This window comes from Streptomyces sp. NRRL F-2580 (assembly GCF_000720115.1).
In the GTDB taxonomy this organism is placed as follows: Bacteria; Actinomycetota; Actinomycetes; order Streptomycetales; family Streptomycetaceae; genus Streptomyces.
In genome coordinates this window covers 158755-176287 of sequence record NZ_JOIR01000022.1, presented here as the reverse complement: position 1 = coordinate 176287, position 17533 = coordinate 158755, and the positions used below count along the sequence as shown (strand labels likewise).

General features: G+C 68.8%; 16 protein-coding genes and 4 pseudogenes. 9 read left to right on the top strand and 11 right to left on the bottom strand.

Annotated elements, in window-relative coordinates; genetic code table 11:
* Together IF88_RS0124405 and IF88_RS0124395 are read left to right on the top strand one after the other, a co-directional pair.
* On the top strand, positions 1–553 hold a 553-nt coding region (locus tag IF88_RS0124405), incomplete at its 5' end, for a transposase (protein WP_030716352.1).
* Positions 554–2050: 1497 nt separating this feature from the next.
* Positions 2051–2710, top strand: a pseudogene (locus IF88_RS0124395) (pectate lyase); the annotation flags it as partial.
* A gap of 68 nt (positions 2711–2778) precedes the next feature.
* Here the strand turns inward: IF88_RS0124395 and IF88_RS0124390 are convergent.
* Positions 2779–4836: a pectinesterase family protein gene (locus tag IF88_RS0124390; protein ID WP_030716344.1), complete on the bottom strand. Its 2058-nt coding sequence runs from the start codon at positions 4834–4836 to the stop codon at positions 2779–2781.
* Between the two features lie 161 nt (positions 4837–4997).
* A complete protein-coding gene (locus IF88_RS46690) occupies positions 4998–5330 on the bottom strand; it encodes a hypothetical protein (protein WP_030716341.1) in 333 nt (110 codons plus the stop codon).
* A gap of 1261 nt (positions 5331–6591) precedes the next feature.
* Here IF88_RS46690 and IF88_RS46685 point away from each other — a divergent pair.
* Together IF88_RS46685 and IF88_RS0124370 are read left to right on the top strand one after the other, a co-directional pair.
* A complete protein-coding gene (locus tag IF88_RS46685; protein ID WP_158754554.1) occupies positions 6592–6744 on the top strand; it encodes a hypothetical protein in 153 nt (50 codons plus the stop codon).
* A 477-nt stretch (positions 6745–7221) separates the two neighbouring features.
* On the top strand, positions 7222–7611 hold the full coding sequence (locus tag IF88_RS0124370) for a peptidase inhibitor family I36 protein (protein WP_030716336.1): 390 nt from the start codon (positions 7222–7224) through the stop codon (positions 7609–7611).
* A gap of 488 nt (positions 7612–8099) precedes the next feature.
* Here IF88_RS0124370 and IF88_RS44005 read toward each other — a convergent pair whose 3' ends face one another.
* Positions 8100–8267, bottom strand: coding sequence for a helicase associated domain-containing protein (locus IF88_RS44005; RefSeq protein ID WP_234323681.1), 168 nt, complete (start codon positions 8265–8267; stop codon positions 8100–8102).
* A gap of 82 nt (positions 8268–8349) precedes the next feature.
* Positions 8350–8475, bottom strand: a pseudogene (locus IF88_RS49640) (IS630 family transposase); the annotation flags it as partial.
* Positions 8476–8774: 299 nt separating this feature from the next.
* On the opposite strand from IF88_RS49640, the gene IF88_RS49090 reads away from it, so the two are divergent.
* Positions 8775–8900: a hypothetical protein gene (locus IF88_RS49090; protein ID WP_267884521.1), complete on the top strand. Its 126-nt coding sequence runs from the start codon at positions 8775–8777 to the stop codon at positions 8898–8900.
* A 225-nt stretch (positions 8901–9125) separates the two neighbouring features.
* Here IF88_RS49090 and IF88_RS0124355 read toward each other — a convergent pair whose 3' ends face one another.
* Positions 9126–9650, bottom strand: coding sequence for a peptidylprolyl isomerase (locus IF88_RS0124355; RefSeq protein ID WP_234323680.1), 525 nt, complete (start codon positions 9648–9650; stop codon positions 9126–9128).
* Positions 9651–9922: 272 nt separating this feature from the next.
* Here IF88_RS0124355 and IF88_RS46680 point away from each other — a divergent pair, with 272 nt between their 5' ends.
* Entirely contained in the window at positions 9923–10129 is a 207-nt protein-coding gene (locus IF88_RS46680) for a hypothetical protein (RefSeq protein WP_158754552.1), read from the top strand.
* 223 nt (positions 10130–10352) lie between these two features.
* Here IF88_RS46680 and IF88_RS49635 read toward each other — a convergent pair.
* Positions 10353–10868 (bottom strand): annotated as a pseudogene (locus tag IF88_RS49635) (hypothetical protein); the annotation flags it as partial.
* A gap of 592 nt (positions 10869–11460) precedes the next feature.
* Between IF88_RS49635 and IF88_RS0124340 the strand changes: the two are divergent.
* A complete protein-coding gene (locus tag IF88_RS0124340) occupies positions 11461–11829 on the top strand; it encodes a hypothetical protein (protein ID WP_030716329.1) in 369 nt (122 codons plus the stop codon).
* Between the two features lie 237 nt (positions 11830–12066).
* Here the strand turns inward: IF88_RS0124340 and IF88_RS0124335 are convergent, their stop codons facing one another.
* From IF88_RS0124335 to IF88_RS0124325, 3 genes are all read right to left on the bottom strand, one after another.
* Positions 12067–12390, bottom strand: a complete 324-nt coding sequence (locus tag IF88_RS0124335) for a hypothetical protein (protein ID WP_030716327.1) — start codon at positions 12388–12390, stop codon at positions 12067–12069.
* Positions 12391–12528: 138 nt separating this feature from the next.
* Positions 12529–12705: a hypothetical protein gene (locus IF88_RS46675; protein ID WP_158754550.1), complete on the bottom strand. Its 177-nt coding sequence runs from the start codon at positions 12703–12705 to the stop codon at positions 12529–12531.
* A 266-nt stretch (positions 12706–12971) separates the two neighbouring features.
* Positions 12972–13379: a DUF3662 domain-containing protein gene (locus IF88_RS0124325; RefSeq protein WP_030716325.1), complete on the bottom strand. Its 408-nt coding sequence runs from the start codon at positions 13377–13379 to the stop codon at positions 12972–12974.
* A gap of 376 nt (positions 13380–13755) precedes the next feature.
* On the opposite strand from IF88_RS0124325, the gene IF88_RS47360 reads away from it, so the two are divergent.
* Positions 13756–14091: a hypothetical protein gene (locus IF88_RS47360; protein ID WP_030716323.1), complete on the top strand. Its 336-nt coding sequence runs from the start codon at positions 13756–13758 to the stop codon at positions 14089–14091.
* Between the two features lie 106 nt (positions 14092–14197).
* On the opposite strand, the pseudogene IF88_RS0124315 reads toward IF88_RS47360, so the two are convergent.
* Positions 14198–14982, bottom strand: a pseudogene (locus tag IF88_RS0124315) (type IV secretion protein Rhs); the annotation flags it as partial.
* Between the two features lie 4 nt (positions 14983–14986).
* Between IF88_RS0124315 and IF88_RS0124310 the strand changes: the two are divergent.
* Positions 14987–15619, top strand: coding sequence for a tetratricopeptide repeat protein (locus IF88_RS0124310; protein ID WP_030716319.1), 633 nt, complete (start codon positions 14987–14989; stop codon positions 15617–15619).
* A gap of 658 nt (positions 15620–16277) precedes the next feature.
* Here the strand turns inward: IF88_RS0124310 and IF88_RS0124305 are convergent.
* On the bottom strand, positions 16278–17495 hold the full coding sequence (locus IF88_RS0124305) for an alpha/beta hydrolase family protein (protein ID WP_030716316.1): 1218 nt from the start codon (positions 17493–17495) through the stop codon (positions 16278–16280).
* Positions 17496–17533: the final 38 nt, after the last annotated feature.

Sequence of the window (17533 nt, the reverse complement as noted above, 5' to 3'; positions counted from 1 at the left end):
CCACCTGGACAAACGCTGGGCAGAAGGATTCACCAACGCGATCCAGCTCCACTCCGAGCTCCAGGCTCTCGGCTACCGCGGCAGCTACCAGATCATCAGTGACTACCTGCGGCCACGACGCCGACGTCGCATCCGCGTCGTTGGGCCCGCGCCGCCAACGGTTCGGCGAGTCACCGGGTGGATCATGCGTCACCCCGACCGGCTCTCGGAGAGTAAGGGCCGGCAGCTGACCGAAGTCCTCACTCATTGCCCGGAACTCGCTGCAACCCACCGTCTCGTTCGCGGCTTCGCCGAGATCCTCTCCACCCGCACTGGCCAGCATCTCAAGGACTGGGTCGTCAGCGCGCGAGCCGAGGAACTTCCCAACCTTCACTCTTTCGCCACCGGCCTGGAGAAGGATTGGGACGCCGTCGTCCAGGGCCTGACGACTCACTGGAACTCCGGTCCCGTCGAAGGCCGCGTCAACCACATCAAGATGGTCAAGCGCCAGATGTTCGGCCGCGCCAAGCTCCCGCTCCTCCGCAAGCGGGTACTTCTCACCGCCGCCCCATGACCCTCCTGCTCAGGCAGGACCAAGCCGTCGGAGTACGTATTCCGACGGCCAGCAGAGGGCTCGAACAACCGCATTGGTAACAACGAAGTACCCCGGGCTCGCCCAGCCGTCTTCCTTACTCACGAGCCCCGGACCGTCCTCGCGGTAGTAGCGGCGCAACATGCGGCGCCGCAATGGAGTCCCAGCGACCAACAGAACCGGAGCAACGACGATTGCACCAACCGTCACGGCGAGCCGGACTGCCTGGATCCCGACGACGCTCTCTATCCGCATCGCTCCAGTCTGCCGATCAGAAGAGACTCGTCCACCGCTCTCACGGAATGTGTTCCAGAACCCCGTTCTCGCCTACGTAGCCAGTCCGTCGATGTCGGCGCCGACGGCCTGGCCGCGGCCGCGCCGCTCGCCGGCCTTGAGGAGCTGACCGCCAGACCCTCCAGCGCGGCGCGGGCCTCGGCCTGATCGTCCCCGGAGACCTTCACGCCGCGCTTGCGCAGCCCGACGACGGCTGCCGCCAGGTGGGTGGATGCCGAAGGGCATAGCCCTTGCCATTCTGTTGGCTCTCGCGCAGCATCCATGTCACGAACGCCACCAGCGCGCCCCCGGAACCTTCTCGCTCCGGCAGGCCGGTGCTGCTGCAGAACCGGGTCCACACCCGCCAGCTCTTGGCGTAGGTGTCGACGGTGTTGTAGGAGGTGATCTCGGCGGCGACCGCGTCGGCCAGGTCCTCGGCCTCGGCCAGGCGCCGGGCAGCATCGACGCCGTGGCGTTCGGCCCACCGCTCGATGAGCGCCAGTCGTTCGGCCAGGGGGGGCCGGGCGTGACGTGCTGTTCGACGACCTCGTACGCCGGACGGCGGCCGGAACGATCGTTCCCGTCGAGTACCTCAGGGGGACCAAGGTCGACCGGTTCTGGGTGACCGACGCGGACCGTGACCGCCTGGCCGACCTTCAAGCGGGCGTCATTATCCTGCCTCCAACCCGGCCCGACGACTCCAGCTCGAAGACGGGCCCCAACCTGCCCACATGTCGCCCCCCAGCGATCCTGGACGGGGCCGTCCCGGTAGCGGTCGTCGGGCCCGATGCGACTGTTAGATCCCGGAGCAGCGTGCCCCTGCCCCGGGGGAGACCGGCCTCGGGGAGCCGGAGCGCGAACAGGTGACACCCCCGAGCGTCGACTTCCCTACAGAAACCGAACAGATTTACGATCCAGGTGTGACCACCACTGCGCCCTCGTTCCCCGACGAGCTCCTTCGACTGTAGGAGCGCCTCCACCGCGCCCACGCCGAGCACCGCGCCCTACCTGGCCGAACTGCCCTGGAGCGTAGAGCCCATGGCCGGCTGGGCGCGCGGTGAGCGGTTCTCCCACCGCGGCGATGTCCCCGACAGCCCCGGTTGGAGCGACGAGCAGAAGGAGACGGTCGACCGGATGCGGGCAGAGCTCCTAAAGCTGTCGACCGCGGTCGTCGACCACCTCTACTGGGAGACGGTTCCACCCGCGTACGATGCCGTCACCCTGCGGGGGGCGACGCACGTGTGGGCATTCCACAACACGTTCACCGACGGCCCGCACTTCGACGCCTCGAACCCGCGCTGCTTCGGCCGCGAGTACCAGGTGCACGACGGCGCCCTCGGCATCACCAATACATCGGACCTGGTCACCGCCTGGTACAACCGCTTCAACGACCACGACAGGACCATGCTCATCGGCAGCAGCGACAAGGACACCAAGCTCCGTGTCACGCTGCACCACAATGTCTTCCAAAGCATCGTGCAGCGCGCGCCGCTGGCCCGGGTCGGACAGGTCCACCTCTACAACAACCACTTCGACACCGCCGCGCGCAACGGCTACACCCACAGCTACAGCGTGAACGCACGTGCCGGCGTCCAGGTCGTGGCACAGAACAACTGCTGGACGCTCTCCTCCGACCGGAAGGCGTCCCAACTCCTGTCGGGTGACGGCACGGGCGCCGTGGCCGGCAGCGGGAACATGGTCAACGGCTCGGTCACCGACCTCGTCGCCGCGTACAACGCGGCGAACAAGAAGAAGATCAAGCCCGAGACGAACTGGAGGCCCACCCTCAGCAGGGGACTGGAGTCCTCCGCGGCGGGCCTGCCCGCGTCCCTCGCCCGCAGTGCGGGCGAGGGCGTCCTGAAGTGATCCACCACTCCGGTGCCCGGGCGGGCGCGCCCGCCCGGGCACCGGAGTGAGCTCCTACTCCCGTCGGTCTACGGGGTCCAGTCGCCCAGCCAGTCCGAGACCTCCTGGGACGCGGCCTGGGAGTCGGTCAGATGGGGCCGGTCGGTGCTCTTCGGGCCGGCGCCCGGACCGGTGTTCATGTACTCGGCGAAGCGGTCGTCCTTCCAGGAGAACCCGCCCATGTCGGACCAGGGCGTGCTCTTGATCGCGGCACTGAGGGTGGAGTTGCGGACGGTGGCCTGGGGGTCGACCGTCTTGTCGCCACCGGGATGCCAGTTCCGGCCGAGCTGGAAGGAGGCTGCGGCCACGTCGCCGTTGACCGTGGAGCGGTTGATGAGGATGCCTTTGCGCCCCGCCGGGGTGCTCGGGGCGGTGATGTAACCGGCCGACGTACCGTTCCAGCGCTTCTTGAGGGTGATGACCGACTGGTCGATCACCGCGGTGGCACGGCCGAAGATGAAGTCGACGTTGCCGACGACGTAGGAGTTGGTGACGTAGACGCGGCCGGGCTTGTCCGACGCCGCGGTTTCCATCTCCAGGGTGTCCTGGTCGCCGGTGACGATGACGCCGTCCAGCACGATCTTGTCCGCGGCCGTGAGCAGGGCGACCGCCTGGTGGCCCTCCAGGGACTGGTTCGCGGCCTCGTCGAAGTCGTTGGAGACGCTGAGGTTGCGGAGCTGGGAGTCGTCCGACCGAACGGCGACCGTGGCGCTGCCCGGTGTGCCGTACGTGCCCGAACCGTCCGGCTTGCGCGTGCCGGCCGCGTTGCCGTACACGATCACCGTGTCCTTGCGGCTCGCGCCCGAGCCCTGGATGGTGACGTGCGGCTTGTTCGCCGGAACGTTCACCAATTCGCGGTACGTGCCCGGCTTGACCGAGATGACCACGCGGGAGGGATTGCCGACGGGTACGGCGTCCACCGCGGCCTGGACCGTCTTGTACGTGCCGGATCCGTCCTTGGCCACGGTGAGGGTGGTCGCCGCCGCAGAAGCGGGCGCCGTCGCCCTGCCGATGGCGGCGCGCGGGCCGGCGCCGGACTTCACCTTCGAGGGGACGTCGGCGGCCGCGTCGGGGGTGTAGCGGTAGTACATCGTGGGGTCGAAGGCCGTGCCACCGCTCTCGTTGCGCCCGGTGGTGTCCACGAAGACATTGCCGCGCTGCACGAGAGCGGCCGTCCCGTCCTTGATGACCGGGTTGTTCATCCCCTCGAAGTAGCTGTTCTCCAGCACCATCTTCGTCCCGCCACGCGCGTAGTTGCCGTAGGAGGAGGTGATGGACGAGTCCGGGTCGTCCTGAAGGAAGTTGTTGTAGAGGTGCGCGTGCGCCACGTTGTCCGTCGACGGGTTGCGCTGCTCGGTCTCGTGGAACCAGTTGTGGTGAATCGTGATGTCGGCGGTGACGTGGTCGGTCCAGCCGATGCCGAAGGCCTTGTTGTCGTTCTTCAGCTGGTTCCAGGACACCGTCAGGTAGGTGGTGTCCTTGCGGCTGTCGATCAGCCCGTCGGCCATGTTGCGCAGGTTGTTGTGATCGATCCACACGTGGTGGGCGCCGTCCATCTGGATGGCGTCCCAGTCGTGGTCCTTGTCGTTCCACGTGCCGGCGTAGGAGTCGCGGATCGTCAGGTTCCTGATGATCACGTTGTGGACGCCCTGGCCCAGGAAGAACCCTCCGCCGACGATCTGCCCCGAGGTGCCCGCGCCCACGATGGTCTTGTTCGAGGCGACCTTGATCTCGTTGCCCTTGGGGGACATGGTGATCGTGCCCGCCACGACGATCACGTACGGCTTGGAGTCGGTCGCGTACTTCTCCAGGTCGGCGAGGTTCTTCACGGTGACGATCGCGCCGTCCCGCCCGCCGTAGGTGCCGTTCTGTCCCAGGGCGTTGACGGAGGCGAAGCCGTCCGCGACCTCACGGGCCCACGTCGTGTCCGCGGTGGCGGCTCCGGCCTCCGGCCGGGCGTTCTCGCCGAACACTCCGAAGACCCCGCCATACGACAAGCCCACGGCGGTGGCCGTTGCCAACGGGATGCCGACGCTCAGGCCGAGTCTGCGCCTGCGGTGACGTGCCTTGTGCTGAGTGGTGTCCATTTTCACTGTCCTCGGGGATGGCTGGGGGTGTACACGAGCCAGTTGCCGCCGCAGGCGAAAAGGTTGCCGAACTCCCGCCGATTCGTACACGCGCGGGGCCGGGCCGCCCGAGCACCGCCGCGCGCCCGGAACCCGGAGTTGTGCCGGAGTTCACCCGCCGGTCATCCACCCGGCTGCGCCGTTGATCTACATTCCGCCATGTGGAGATGCCTTCTTGGTTCCGCTGGGTCGCCCTGGCCGTCGGCGCGTTCAGCCTTCTCGGTGCCTACGCCGCCCTGCGCCGGTACCGTGCGGCCACGGCGCACGACGCCCGCCGCCCGGAAGCCGCCTTGGACGGAGCCGATGCGCTCCTCGGGGCCGCGCTCTTCGCCGCCTTCGCCTTCGAGCGGTACGGACTCGGCGCGTGCGTACTGGCAGTGCAGGGAGTCGTCCTCGGCGCCAAGGCGGTCCTCGGTCTGCGTCGCCGCCGCGCCGTGCTGAGGCCGCCCGCGCATGAGAGCGCGTCTCGTCGACCGATCCCGGCCCCGGCCCCGGCCCCGGCATGCTGGGCTGAAGAGCCTCCTGCCCCACGAGCCCCGGCTGAAGCAGTCGACCCAACCACGCTGACGGCTGGGAGCAAGGGCCGCAAAACCGAACGGTCGGAGAGGCCGGCGCAAGCGGCTGACGCCTAATCCTTCCCGACAACGAAAAATCAGAACGTACGTGTGACCTTCAGTCGCTAATTCTGTGCTGGTAGGGCTGTGAGCTGCAGCTTCTCACAAGCGACTGAAGCGACTTTGCTGCCGAGGGGCCCATTGGACGTGCGTAGCGCAAGCACCGCGGCCGCCCGGAGCCGATTGCGGATCCGGGCGCCCGGTCCTCCTCGTACGCCCGCCGGCTGCGCACGGGGGCGCCCCTGGACCTGGAGGCCTCCGAACGGACCGCCGTCATCCCCCAAAAACGCCGCCTCCGACGCCACCCGCCTCCAGTCCGTCCACCACGACGCCGTACGCGCGATCGACGAATACCTCCCCCGCCGCGCGACCGCCCGTGACGACACGGGCCCGGGCGGTGGTGAAAGCCAGGACCAGGCCGGGGTCGGCGGGGACGTCGCCGATGTGCTGGAGGGAGGGGGCCGGGCGGCCGAGGTCGCGGGCATCCAGGGAGGCGGCGAACTCCGGAGACGATGTGGGGATGGAGCGCCTCGAACGCCTCCTTGCACAGCTGCTCGGCGTACGCGGTGCGCTCGGCGGGGCCGGCCACCGTGGGCACGTTCGCGCGCAGGGTGGGGGAGCGGAGGGGCTGACCGGCCAGCCACACCAGGAGGTGGTAGCCGGTCGCTGGGGTCAGCCCGCAGGTCAGATGCAGAGAGCCGCACTCTTCCACACGGGGTCGATGTCCCTCAGGATGCCGGCCCTGCCGTGCGCGTCTTCGACGCGCTAGATGATCATGACCTGGGTAACGGCTTGCGGTGGCCGGGACCACGCGCTCTGCGCGAGTAATAACGGTGGCTCTGCTACCAAGGGGAAGCGCGGCCCCTGCGGGCCGCGCTGTAAGGACCACATGTATCTGCACGTCAAACAGAAAATCGTCACACTCCTCACCATCTTGTGACTGACCGTTGGCGCGGGCGGCACGGCTGCGGCAGCCGAACCGCCACCCGAAAGTGAGCCCACCCTCCCGGAGATAGCCGCCCGGGTGGCGCAGTACTCGAAGTGCAGGGAGCTACCGCTCCTGGAACGGCCGTAGTGCGCCAAGGAATTCGCCATCAAGTCCGTGAAGATCGGTCTCGGCGTAGGCACGTTCCTCTATGTGTTCCGAGAGTCGATGGAGGACGGCGGCGCGTCCTTCGCCGAGCTGGAAAAAGAGGTGGACGCGCTCAAGAGGCTCAAACCGCTGATCCTCTGGCTCCGCGAACCAGCCAGTTGATCATTTGTTAGACAGTGCCTAGGCGCTGGCGGGGTCCAGGGGCTGGCCCCTGGGATTCCCGGTCCGCAGTCGACGACGGGCAAGACCTCCTTCAGGTTCAGCCATGATCGTGCTCTCGTCCGACAACCAGCCGGCTCAGCCTCCTCGACGGGCCATCGTCCGAGGTCACGAGCATCTGACAGCTCTCCCCCGCGTTTGTGGCACCACCGATTGACCCCGGTGCGAAGTGGAGCATTACCGATCCGGCTCGTACGAACGGCCCCTCAGGAATCGGTGGACGACAAACCGCTCACATGGGGAGTTCCGGCTCTGATGGCACGAAGAGCCTCGAACATGCCTTATGGCGAACGAAGTTCAACGAACTGGCTGATTCATCCGTAGCCGCTCATCGGTGTACCCACCAGACTTCTCGGTGGCAGCCCGAGCCTCGACGGTGCAGGCCGCCACGGCAATCTCGCCTCAGTCGAAGGAGGGGTAATGAACCGTCGGACAAAGTTCAGCCTGGCCGTAACGACCGGGCTCGTCGGTGCAGCGCTTGCACTCGCGCCCGCGGCCCAGGCCGACGCCGTCTCGATCAGCGGCTACGACAACTGCGCGTCCGGCTGGATCTGCTTCTACTCGGAGAGGGACGGGGGCGGACAGAAATGCCAGTGGTCCCAGAGCTCCACCGACACCCGTTCCCAGTGTTCATGGATGCGAGCCGGCACGAACACCCGGTCCGTCTACAATCGCACCAATAGCAGGTTCCACTACTACCACAGCGTCAACTACACGAATCGGATCGGCAGCACCACCGCCGGCACCAGGGGAAATCTCGCGGGGACCTACACCATTGGCTCCCTCTGCGCCGGCTCCTGCCCGAGCTGACATCGACCTCCGGTGCGTGTGCCGGGACGAGATCCAGACCGGCGCCGCGCGATGACCGAGATCGGGAAGTTCGGCACCCGGCGGCCGAGCACTGTACGACCTGCGCCCCGGCGAGCGGCGCCGCGGGGACTGGTTCGGCGACACACCCTGGCCGGTCGGCGGGTGACACCTGCGTCCTGTCGTTCGTTGATTCCACATGTCTGTACTGCCGTCATCTGAAGAGATCGACGCCGCCCGCACGCCCAAGGGCGGATAGGACGCGTGCCCAGCTCGCCGAATGGGGCGTTCCATGGCCTGCGGAGAAGGGTTGGAAGGCGGAGCTGATCGCACGCTGGGAAGCTGGCCAGCAGGGCCACGCGCCCACGCCCCCGTTGGGTCCCTCCCCGCGTACGCCAGCTCTGCACCAGGACATGCTCGACTTCGGCTGACCACGTAGCAGCCGGGCTGGACAGGAACACCCTGTCCAGCCCGGCTGCTCGTGAGCGCGGCTACGCCCACCGCATCCCGACCTTGGAGAGTTGCTCGACCCGCTCAGGTGTCAGCGCTGCGGCCCGCCGGCGCTGGTTGTCGACCCACGTGCCGAGCTTCAACTCAGAGGTCGTTTTATCCCGCTGTTTTATCCCGTGATCGGCTGTTTGGTCTGGTGAGAACACCATCTCCTGGCGCGACCCGACACCGCCCGTCCCGTCGCGGACCGAGCGGCTCGTGCTCCGCGAGCCCGAGGCACGGGACCGTGTGGCGTACATCGACCTCGATGTCCGTACTGCCCCGCCCGGCGGCGAACATCACCGCTGCTTCCATCCGGATCCGCTCGCGAAAGGCTTGCCTCTCCGCGGTCAGACCCCCACCCTGCGGATACCTCATACACCCGGCATACCGCGACGATCACCGATCGTCAGCCCCTACGACAACCCGCCTTCAAGGCCAGTAATAGGTAAGGGCGATGCGCGTCCCCGCTGCCGCGGGTGCCGCTGCTGCGCCGCGGGTGCGGGAGGCCGCCGATCTGTGGGCCGCGCCCGCGACCACGGACGCGAAGCGCGCCTGGGGCCCCTGACAGTGGGCCTGGACGTCCCCCGCGACCTCGACCTCGACCTCGGCAACCGGGCTCGTGCCTTGAGCAGCTGAGGGTGCATCCGGCCGCGCACTCGCAGATGGTGTCGTTGGTGATGGACGTCCTGCCGGAGCGGGAAGCGGGTCTCCTGGTCGGCTCACGTCAGTTGCCCCTGCTGGCCGCCCGCATGCAGAACATCCGCGAGAACAACAGTCACACACCGTTGCCCAGCACCTGAACCGCCTGACGGCCGAGAGTTCCTGGAAGCAGGCCACGGGCACGGCCCTGGTGGGCCGCCTCGTGGACGCGACCCTGAACGCCCTGACCACGCCGCTGACCGCACGGCCCGCGCCCGCGTCCCGGCCGTGGGGCTCCCCGATGGCGCCCCGCTCCCGCTCCACCACCACCTGGCCCCGGACAGACCCCACCGCAGCGGCCGTGGCTTCGGCGCGGCCGCGGGGAGTCAATGCCAGCAGGCCGGCCGGACGCGGAGCAGCTCGGTCCGCAGCACGGGTGTGCCGTCGACCGGTGCCGGGTCCTCCGCGGTCGGCTCGATTCCTCCGGCGGCGGTTTTGTCGAGTGTTGCCAGGCCGTCGGAGCCGACCGTGCCGAACACCGTGTAGTTCGGGCGTAGTGCGGAGTCGCCGTAGACGACGAAGAACTGTGAGCCGTTCGTGTCCGGACCGGCGTTGGCCATCGCCAGCAGGCCGCGCCCGTACAGGCGGCGCGCGCCGGTCGGATCGGTCGGTGCGGGTGGCAAATCCACCGGCAACTCGTCCTTGTACCTGTACCCGGGCCCTCCCTCACCGGTCCCGGTCGGGTCGCCGCACTGCAGGACCTTCAGCGTCGGGTACGCCGTCAGACGGTGGCACACCGTCCGGTCGTAGAACCCGTGCCGTGCCAGGTGCAGGAAACTCTGGACCGTGCACGGCGCCTTGGCCTGGTCCAAGTGCAGCGGGAGCGGGCCCTGGCTGGTCGGAACAGCCATGTCAACCGTGCCACGGCTAGGGGTGCGCCGCGGGTCGGGCGGCAGCGGAACATGACGCGCGGGCGGCTCGTCCGGGGTCTGCGTGTATTGGCAAGGGCCGTGCGTGGTGCGCGGCGGAGCGCCGTCGGAAGCGGTGGCGGCACTTCCCCCGGACACAACTAACGTCACGGCCGCAAATGCGCTGATCAGTGCTCGGTTCATCTTGCGCGCCCTCCTAATGATCGCCAGGATTTGGAGCGGTCGCAGTCTAGGACGTGGTGTGGTCGGTGGGAATGGTCAACGACAGGAAGTCCGCGAGGGGCGCTGGTCCAGGACCGCGGTGGTCGGACCTGGTGGCGGCCGCCGGGCAGCGCCCCGGCGGCCTGGTCCTCGACGGCGAGCTCGTCGTCGAGGACACCGCCGGCCAGCAGAGTCTCGAGAAGAAGTACATCAAGGGGCAGGTCATCACCCACACGATCGTGAAGCCCCTGCCGGAGTGAGCCCTGCCGCGGGCGAGCATGAGCAGCGGCCCGGCCAAACCCCATAGTGCCCCAGCGTGGCTTCACCGCCCGCCCGGGTGTGAGTGGGTGGGGTGGTGGCAGTGGGTGGGGGTTGAGGACGGTGCTGGTCCGTGTTTGTAGGCCGGGGATTGTTGGGTGGCAGTCCTGCGGGGGCTGGTGCTCTTGGCTGCCACCTGGTGACCAGGCTGCTGCCGCGGGCTGCTTAGCGGCAGGACGGCTGGCTGTCATGGGGTTGCCCATTCCTGTGTGTGCGACTCCCTGTCGGCGGGTGTGCTGGGGGGTATGGGTGAGGAGTTGCGGCTGGCGCGGGTGTGGTGGTGCGTCGTCTGTTGGCGGTGGATCGGGGTTCGGGGTCGGTGTCGTCGCTGCATGTGCGGGTGATGGCGGAGGCTGCGGATGTGACCGGCCGGACGGGTGGCGGTCGTTGTCCGAGGCGCGTGAGGATCGGTTGGAGCCGGTGCCGAGGCAGGACAGGTTCACGCTGGATGACGGGTTGTGGGCGGTCCTGGCGGAGGTGGGCGGGAACGTCGCCGGGTTGCACCGGCGGATGACGGCCGAGGGTTCGTCCTCGGCTGCGGGTGTGCCGTCGTTGGGGACGTTGCACCGGGCGGTGCAGCGGGATCTGCGGTCGGGCCGGGTGCTGGCGGTCGGGCGGCCGGCACCGCCAGAGGTCGAAGATTTCCCTCCCGTCGGCTGCGAAGTCGACATCGACCTCGGTGCCGTTGTCGCTGACGAAGCGGCACCCTGCGCCATGAACCGTGTAGGAGCGTAGGTGCCGACGTGCCCACTGCGGCTGATCCGGCGCGAACGGGCCAGGCCGAGGACATCTGCCAGTCGCTCAAGCGAGGGGATCGCCACCCTCATGGCCTCGTCAACCGCGTCAGAGCATCGACGTAACCAAGCACGGGCCCCGTGCATCCCCAACCCGTTCCATACGGCGTCATCCCCCCTGAGCCCGTGGCTGAAGGGGATAGTTCCATGGGCCGCAAGCGTCTCTGCAGGACGGCATTCTGAAACGATCAGTAAGGCCTTCAACCGGCTCCTCACCGTCGCCGACTGGGCCGTCGCGCGCGAGGAGGAGCAGCGGCACCAGGCCGAGGAGCCTGCCACGTGGTGCAGCGTGGGCCGACAGCTCAAGGAGACGTTCGGCGCGATCAGGGAACAGGCCGAAGCGGACCGTGCCAACAGGGAGTGGAAGCCGACCGAGTACCTGCCCGGCGACGAGGGCTTCACTGGCCATCCTCTACCAGCAGACACATCAGCTCCTGACCTGTTGGAAGCGCCGCAACTACGGATCCCTCAGCGACCTAATGACCCACAGCCTGCACCTCAAGCACGGAAAGTCCGTGCGCAGCGAGATCCGACGGGCCTTCGAGCCGTTCCCGCCGGCCGACTTCGCGATCCACGCGGTTCGTCACGACATGGCGGCCGCGGGCACCGTGCTGGCTGTCCTGGAACACTCGGGCGGAGAACGCGTCACGGCCGAGCTGCGATGGGTGAGGGAGAATGCCCAAGCTCATCCCCGTCCCGAGCCGATGTTGGGGCAGTGGCGTCTGGTCTTCCAGCCCCGTGACTTCCTCGACCGGGCCACCCCGCTGCCGGCCGAGCGACTTGCCTTTGCTCGCAGCGAGGTCTCGAGTTGGACTGAGTCAGAGCCCGTTCGTGCCGCCCGGTGCTGAGACTCGCCTGGGCAGGGCCTCTCCAGCCAAGCCGGGACACTTGGCTGAGCCTGCAAGAGGCACAGACGGCGCTCCTCGGCGCATGGGAAATCACCGCTGGGTCGCTCCCCGAGACGATCGTCACCCCCGCTCTGCACAACAGCGGGCAGGAGATGCGACCCGTGGAAGCAGGTATGACGAGACCGCCTTGCACTGGGGGACACGGGGAAGCCGTGCGCGCCACCCGCCGTTGCCATGTCACCAGGGGAGTACGGTTGTTCCCTGTGCTGACAGGCCGTTGGCCAGCAGTGCTCGCCCATCGCCTCGGGGATCGTCGCCTGCACGGCTTCCGGCCAGGTTCTCGAGCGGTTCCCGGTCGCGTGTGTCGGCTGCGATCCGGGCGAGGGATTCGGCCTGTGCGTGTTCTCCGGCGGCTTCGAGATGCGCGGCGAGCATGCCGGGAGCCCAGGGTACGCCCGCTTCGTGGGCGCGCCACAGAAGGGGCAGTGCCGCTTCCGCGCTGCGCTTCGCTGCCACCTCGAGACTGCCGATCGCGTCCCGCTTCCTGATCAGGTCCCACAACGGCTGTGTGTAGTATCCAGCCGCGGCGCGCAGGGCCCACTGGTCGGCTACGCCGGTAAGGCCGGCGTCTTCGTCTGGCGTGAACTCGGCCAGCTCGACCGGGCACCTTCAAGGCCTGCACCCGCAGCCCGGGGGCGTTCAGCGTCCACAGGCCCTCAGCCACGTCCACGAGGTGCTGAACGAAATGTCGTTTCCTGGAAGTAGAGCGTCCGCGCGCCGCCTCAGCAGCGACGCCTTGCCCTCGGCGAGGAGGGCGCGCTCGGCCTCGCCGAGTACGTCATCGTGCTGGACGCCGACCCGCCCCCACATCCTCATGACCCACGTCCTGCTGTACTGACTGCCCCGAAGGCCCGGCGCTGCACCAGGTGCAGCGCCGGGCCCTCGGGCGTACCCGCTGGAGGCCGCGGCCGAATCGTCCCGTACGGACCGTGCCCAGCGCGGAGGGCAGAGTTCGCCTTCAGTGCACGGCCGCGGCAAACGCACGTCGGGGTACCGGCGCGCTGTTGAAGCGGCCGGACCGGCTAGGGATGGCCCTGGGTGTAGGTGTGTTGTCCGGGGAGGTTCGCGGCGGGGCCGCTGGGTTACGCGTCCGGAGCGCTCAGTGGCGCGGACGTGATGTGTGCCATGGGGGCACATCGGACCTGGTAGCGGCCGTTGGGGACGTGTTCGGCCGCGGCGAGCCGCACGGTGAGCGGGCCGGCCCATTCGTAGCCCTTGCCCTCACCATGGCGCTCCAACAGGTCGATCAGCTCCTGCCCCACGATGGTGAGGTGCGGGCCGATCAAGGCGTACACAGGCGGAGGCAGCTCGAGGGTATACACGTTCGGCACCACGATGCGGTGGGAGCTGCACACGACGGCCTGCTCGTCGCAAGTTCGGATCAGCGCCTCGACCACGTCCGCCTCCATCGCATCACTGCCGAACAGCTTCTCCGCCAGTGCCTGCTCGGCCCGCTCGATTGCCCGCTCCCAGCCCTTCAGTGTGCCCATGAACCGCACCTGCCCGGGTTCCGCAACGTCACGCGCCCGCGAGGGCGGCCGACGCGCCCGGCACCGCACGGGGGTGAACTGCGGGATGCTCATGCGGTCGACCCTGGTGCACGACATCCGCAGGGTCGACGAACTAGGCCGAAGCACGAGAGTTGTCACCGTCGGCTTCCACTGACCTGCGGATTCGATTCGGCGAAGCACGCCGGTTGTCACCAGATCGGCGCGCTGCCTGTCACCAGCAGTGCGCAAAGTTCGGTTGATCTCACCGACTCCTTTTGCCCCATCAGTTGTCTGAGCTGCGCAGCGGCCCGGCGGCCAGCACGGCGAGACGCCCAGGGGGCGGACCCTGTTCAGCGGGGTGGTCAGGCCGGGCCGGATGCACGACCAGACCGCTGCACGCACCGAGGACATCGCCGAGGAGTCCCGGCGGCACCCGAAGGTGAAGGCCAAGATCGACGAGGGCTACCGCGTGGCCCTCGACTTCCCCGCCCAGGTCAGCGCCCCGCCGAAGAAGCCGAAAGGCGACGCGCCACCCGGCGAACACCACGCCTGGCGCGAGCAGCGGCGACGCCAGTCCTCCGCCCGGATCTGCGGCGTCGGTCCGCCGGCTTCCGGCGACGTTGGCACGCCGTGCACGGTGCCGGGCTCGCCCTCGCCCGGCCGAGGCCAGGGCTCCCTGGACTACGACATCAGGCCGTCAGCGTGGCCGTAGCGAGGGTCCCCTGAAGGATCCGACCTTGGGGCAGGGAGAGGTCGAAGAGGCGGCCCAGGATTTCCAGCAGTGTGCGCCGCATCTGCTCTTCGTCCTCTTTGCCTGGATCGGTCACGATGGCGCAGAACCGTTCGTCCACGAGCTGCTGCGACGCGTCCTTGCCGAGCATGCGCTCGGTCTGCGCGACGGGGCGCAGGCCCATGTGCTCCCAGGTGAGCGCGATGGGCAGCGGCAGCGCCGCCCCCTGGCTGACCTGCTCGCACAGCGTGGCGCCGTCCCAGGTGAAGGTGGTCTCCTCCAGCACGGTGGTGCCGTCCTGGGCGAGGCGCTGCTTGGCGATGCGGCGGCCGAGGGGATCGTAGAGGTAGCGCCACACCGTGCCGTCCGGCGTGACGGTGGACCTCAGCCGGTCCTCGGCGTCCCAGGTGTACTGCCAGGTGTCCGGCTTGCGAGAGAGCCGGGTCTTGTGCCGCAGGACGGTACGGCCCTGCGCGTCGTGCTCGTAGCGGGCGTCGCCCGCCCGGGTGATGCGGGTGCCGGTGAAGGCCGCGGCCCCGTGGCTTCCTGGCCGGGGTGGCTCGCGGGCCAGGCCGCGGCCGTCTGGTTGCCGGCCGCGTCGTAGGCGTACGTCTCCGTCCAACCGGCCGCGTGCACGGCGGTGACCCGGCCCGTCGCGTCGAGGTCGTCCGCGCGGACGAAGCGGCGGGTTCCGGACAGCGCGCCCTCGATGCCGATGAGGTGACCGTCGGCACGGTATGTGTACGAGCGGCGCTGCAGATCGCGGCCCCGCCTGCTATCCGCTGGTCGGGCCAGGCGTCCGCCCGCGTCGAAGCGATGGGCGAGCGTGACCGTCCCACCGATCCTGCGGATGAGCTCGCGACCGGAGGCGTCAACCATGGCCGAACTGCGCCTCGTGATCACCGACATGACGCGGTCCCTGGGGCCCAGCGACCCTTCCACCTTCGCCGCCCGCTACAACCTGGCGCAGGTGCGGCGGAAGTCGGGGGACCGGGCGGGAGCCATTACCACCTTCGTCAGACTGTTCGTCGAAGAATTACGTGCGCTGGGCCCGGCCCACCCAGAGGTCCTGGACACCCGCTACGAGCTTGCCCACCTACGGGGGGAGGACGGCGACGTGGCGGGAGCCGTCACCGCCTTTACGTCACTGCTGGCAGACCGGGAGCGTCTGCTAGGCCATGACCACGTCCAGACCGAACTGACCCGCCGCAGCCTCGCCCAGTGGCGGCGGGAGACCGCGAACCCGCCGCAAGAGGCCACGGCCGTCCCCGGCGGGCCGCTGCTTGCCCACGCCCCCGTGTTGTGCCCCGACCACCCCGGCACGCTTCCCGCCTACGAGGCAGGCTCGCCTACCTGGAGCGCAGCCTCGGCCCTGGGCACCCCGACACTCTCACCACCCGGTGGTTCCTCGCTTCACTTCGGGCAAAAGCCGGGGACGCATCCGGGACCGCTGCCGCCTACGCCGGCCTGCTGGTGCATGACCTGCACGCCATGGACTTCGACGACATAGACATCGGCGTTTGCCGCGCCAACCTCGAATACTGGCTGAGCCTTGAGCCGCGTTGAGGCCGGGTATCCGCCCCGAGCCAGCGCGTGCAGCGGCCATGACTTCATGGAAGCGCTGCGGAGAGCCAGCGGCTCCCGATCATTCTTTTCTGGCTGCTGAATGAGCGCATGTGGCAAGTCGAAAGCCTTGTTTGTGACGACCAGGCTGCTTCGACCGTTCCGATTCGCCAGCTCCCTCGGCTCTGCCGGTGACAACTCCTGAGCTACGGCTCAATTCGGCGGCCCGCCGAACAACGCTCTGGCGGCGGCCCGCCCCCTGACTCCGGACCACGACCTGTTGGTCTGTGAGCTGGGAGCCTGTTGTCCCTGGTGAACAGCTTCCCGGCTGCCTGGCTGTGAGCCTGTGAGTCCGGGGACGGCACCGCGGAGAGCCGGGCACTCCTGGTGGTGGGAAACGTCTGCAATATGCCCGCGCCGTGGATGTGTCCTGTGACAGGTGATCTTGACCGTTTAGCAAACGATCTTGACTGTAGATCCCTTACGTGTCGTACGAGCCGTCCCACGGCGCGCTGAAACCGAGGCGGTTCGGGGAGAACGCGGCCCAGTGCCGTCCTGCTCCCTCAAGAGTCTGCGAGGGCCCGCGGTGCTGCGGTCCCGGGTACTCACGGGAGGAACGTCACTGCCGGGAAGCCTGGGGACGGCCCGTCGAGGACGTTCCCACGACGGTGGCGCAGGTGCTCGTCGAAGAACGCAAGCGGGTACGCCTGCTGGATCTTCACCCCCTGGTCGGGATCAAGGGTGCCGATCGCGTCCTCGAGCTGCTGCCCGCTCCATCCGGACAGCTTCGCCACCTGTGGGAACAGCGCCTCATGGTCGCCGTACGAGACGTGGAGCGCGCCCTGGGCCTGGATGTTCAGGCGCCAGCCCCGTAGGTGCGACCAGAATGCGGCGGCCTCGGGGTCCGTGGCCCGGGTGAACGCGGCGGACATCATCATGAACGGCCGGTCCAGGTCGCCGGCCAGGGGCGGGTTCATCTGCATCGGGCCGTCGAGGCTCAGCCCGGCCCGGATGCGCTCGTCCGCGAGCATGGCGCAGGCGGTGGCCGTCCCGCCCTTCGACCAGCCGAACGCGCCCATGCGCCGCGGATCCAGGGAGCCGAGCAGCCCGGCCGGCAGCTCCCGCTGGTCGGCGTCCGGATTGCACCCGGCGGCGAGCTGCTCGACGCAGTCGAGGACGAAGCGCAGGTCGGCGGCGAAGTCCCCGGGCAGCGTCGGCGCCTGCCGGTCGCGGAGCGGGACGGCGATCCGACCGTCAGGGAACTCGGTGTACGTGTCGTACTGGTGAGCCACCGTCACAGCCGCGTATCCGTGGCTGGCGAGCTCCTGGACCATGATGGTGTGGTCGCCTTGGTGGCTGCGGGCGCCGTGCGAGAACACGACGACGGGCAGCCGTTGGCCCGACCGCCGCACCGGAGCGCCCACGTGTCCGGCAGTGAGCGGCGCCAGGGGGACCAGGTCGCGGAATCCCACGTCGGTGAGGAACGCCTGAAGGGCGCCGGCTGGCATCCAGGGCGCCACTGGGTACCGCTCGACGTTCCGGGCGGGGTACCAGACGGTGGCCATCAGCTCGCGGAAGTGCCCGGGGCCCGCGATGTCGTCCGGACGCGACCGGTCGACAAGGTGCAGCTGGACCGTGCCCACCGGATACGGTCCGGTCGGCACGGGCAGCATGAGCCGCGGCGCGGCGGGAGCGATCGCGGCCGGGCCGGCCCACGCGGGGCCGGCGGCGGCAAGCGGCACGGCGGCCCCGGCGGCCAGCGCGGCTCCCAGCATGCTGCGGCGCGTCATGCCCTTCCGGCTGATGAACGGCGTGGTGGTCATGGGCCCTCCCCTAGTGACGAATCGGCAACCGTGCCGCG

Coding starts and splice junctions, on each gene's coding strand:
- IF88_RS0124390 (WP_030716344.1), bottom strand. CDS start 4,836: ATGGACACCACTCAGCACAAGGCACGTCACCGCAGGCGCAGACTCGGC.
- IF88_RS46690 (WP_030716341.1), bottom strand. CDS start 5,330: ATGCGCGGGCGGCCTCAGCACGGCGCGGCGGCGACGCAGACCGAGGAC.
- IF88_RS0124370 (WP_030716336.1), top strand. CDS start 7,222: ATGAACCGTCGGACAAAGTTCAGCCTGGCCGTAACGACCGGGCTCGTC.
- IF88_RS44005 (WP_234323681.1), bottom strand. CDS start 8,267: ATGGTGTTCTCACCAGACCAAACAGCCGATCACGGGATAAAACAGCGG.
- IF88_RS0124355 (WP_234323680.1), bottom strand. CDS start 9,650: ATGGCTGTTCCGACCAGCCAGGGCCCGCTCCCGCTGCACTTGGACCAG.
- IF88_RS46680 (WP_158754552.1), top strand. CDS start 9,923: ATGGTCAACGACAGGAAGTCCGCGAGGGGCGCTGGTCCAGGACCGCGG.
- IF88_RS0124340 (WP_030716329.1), top strand. CDS start 11,461: ATGACCCACAGCCTGCACCTCAAGCACGGAAAGTCCGTGCGCAGCGAG.
- IF88_RS46675 (WP_158754550.1), bottom strand. CDS start 12,705: ATGAGGATGTGGGGGCGGGTCGGCGTCCAGCACGATGACGTACTCGGC.
- IF88_RS0124325 (WP_030716325.1), bottom strand. CDS start 13,379: ATGGGCACACTGAAGGGCTGGGAGCGGGCAATCGAGCGGGCCGAGCAG.
- IF88_RS47360 (WP_030716323.1), top strand. CDS start 13,756: ATGCACGACCAGACCGCTGCACGCACCGAGGACATCGCCGAGGAGTCC.
- IF88_RS0124310 (WP_030716319.1), top strand. CDS start 14,987: ATGGCCGAACTGCGCCTCGTGATCACCGACATGACGCGGTCCCTGGGG.
- IF88_RS0124305 (WP_030716316.1), bottom strand. CDS start 17,495: ATGACCACCACGCCGTTCATCAGCCGGAAGGGCATGACGCGCCGCAGC.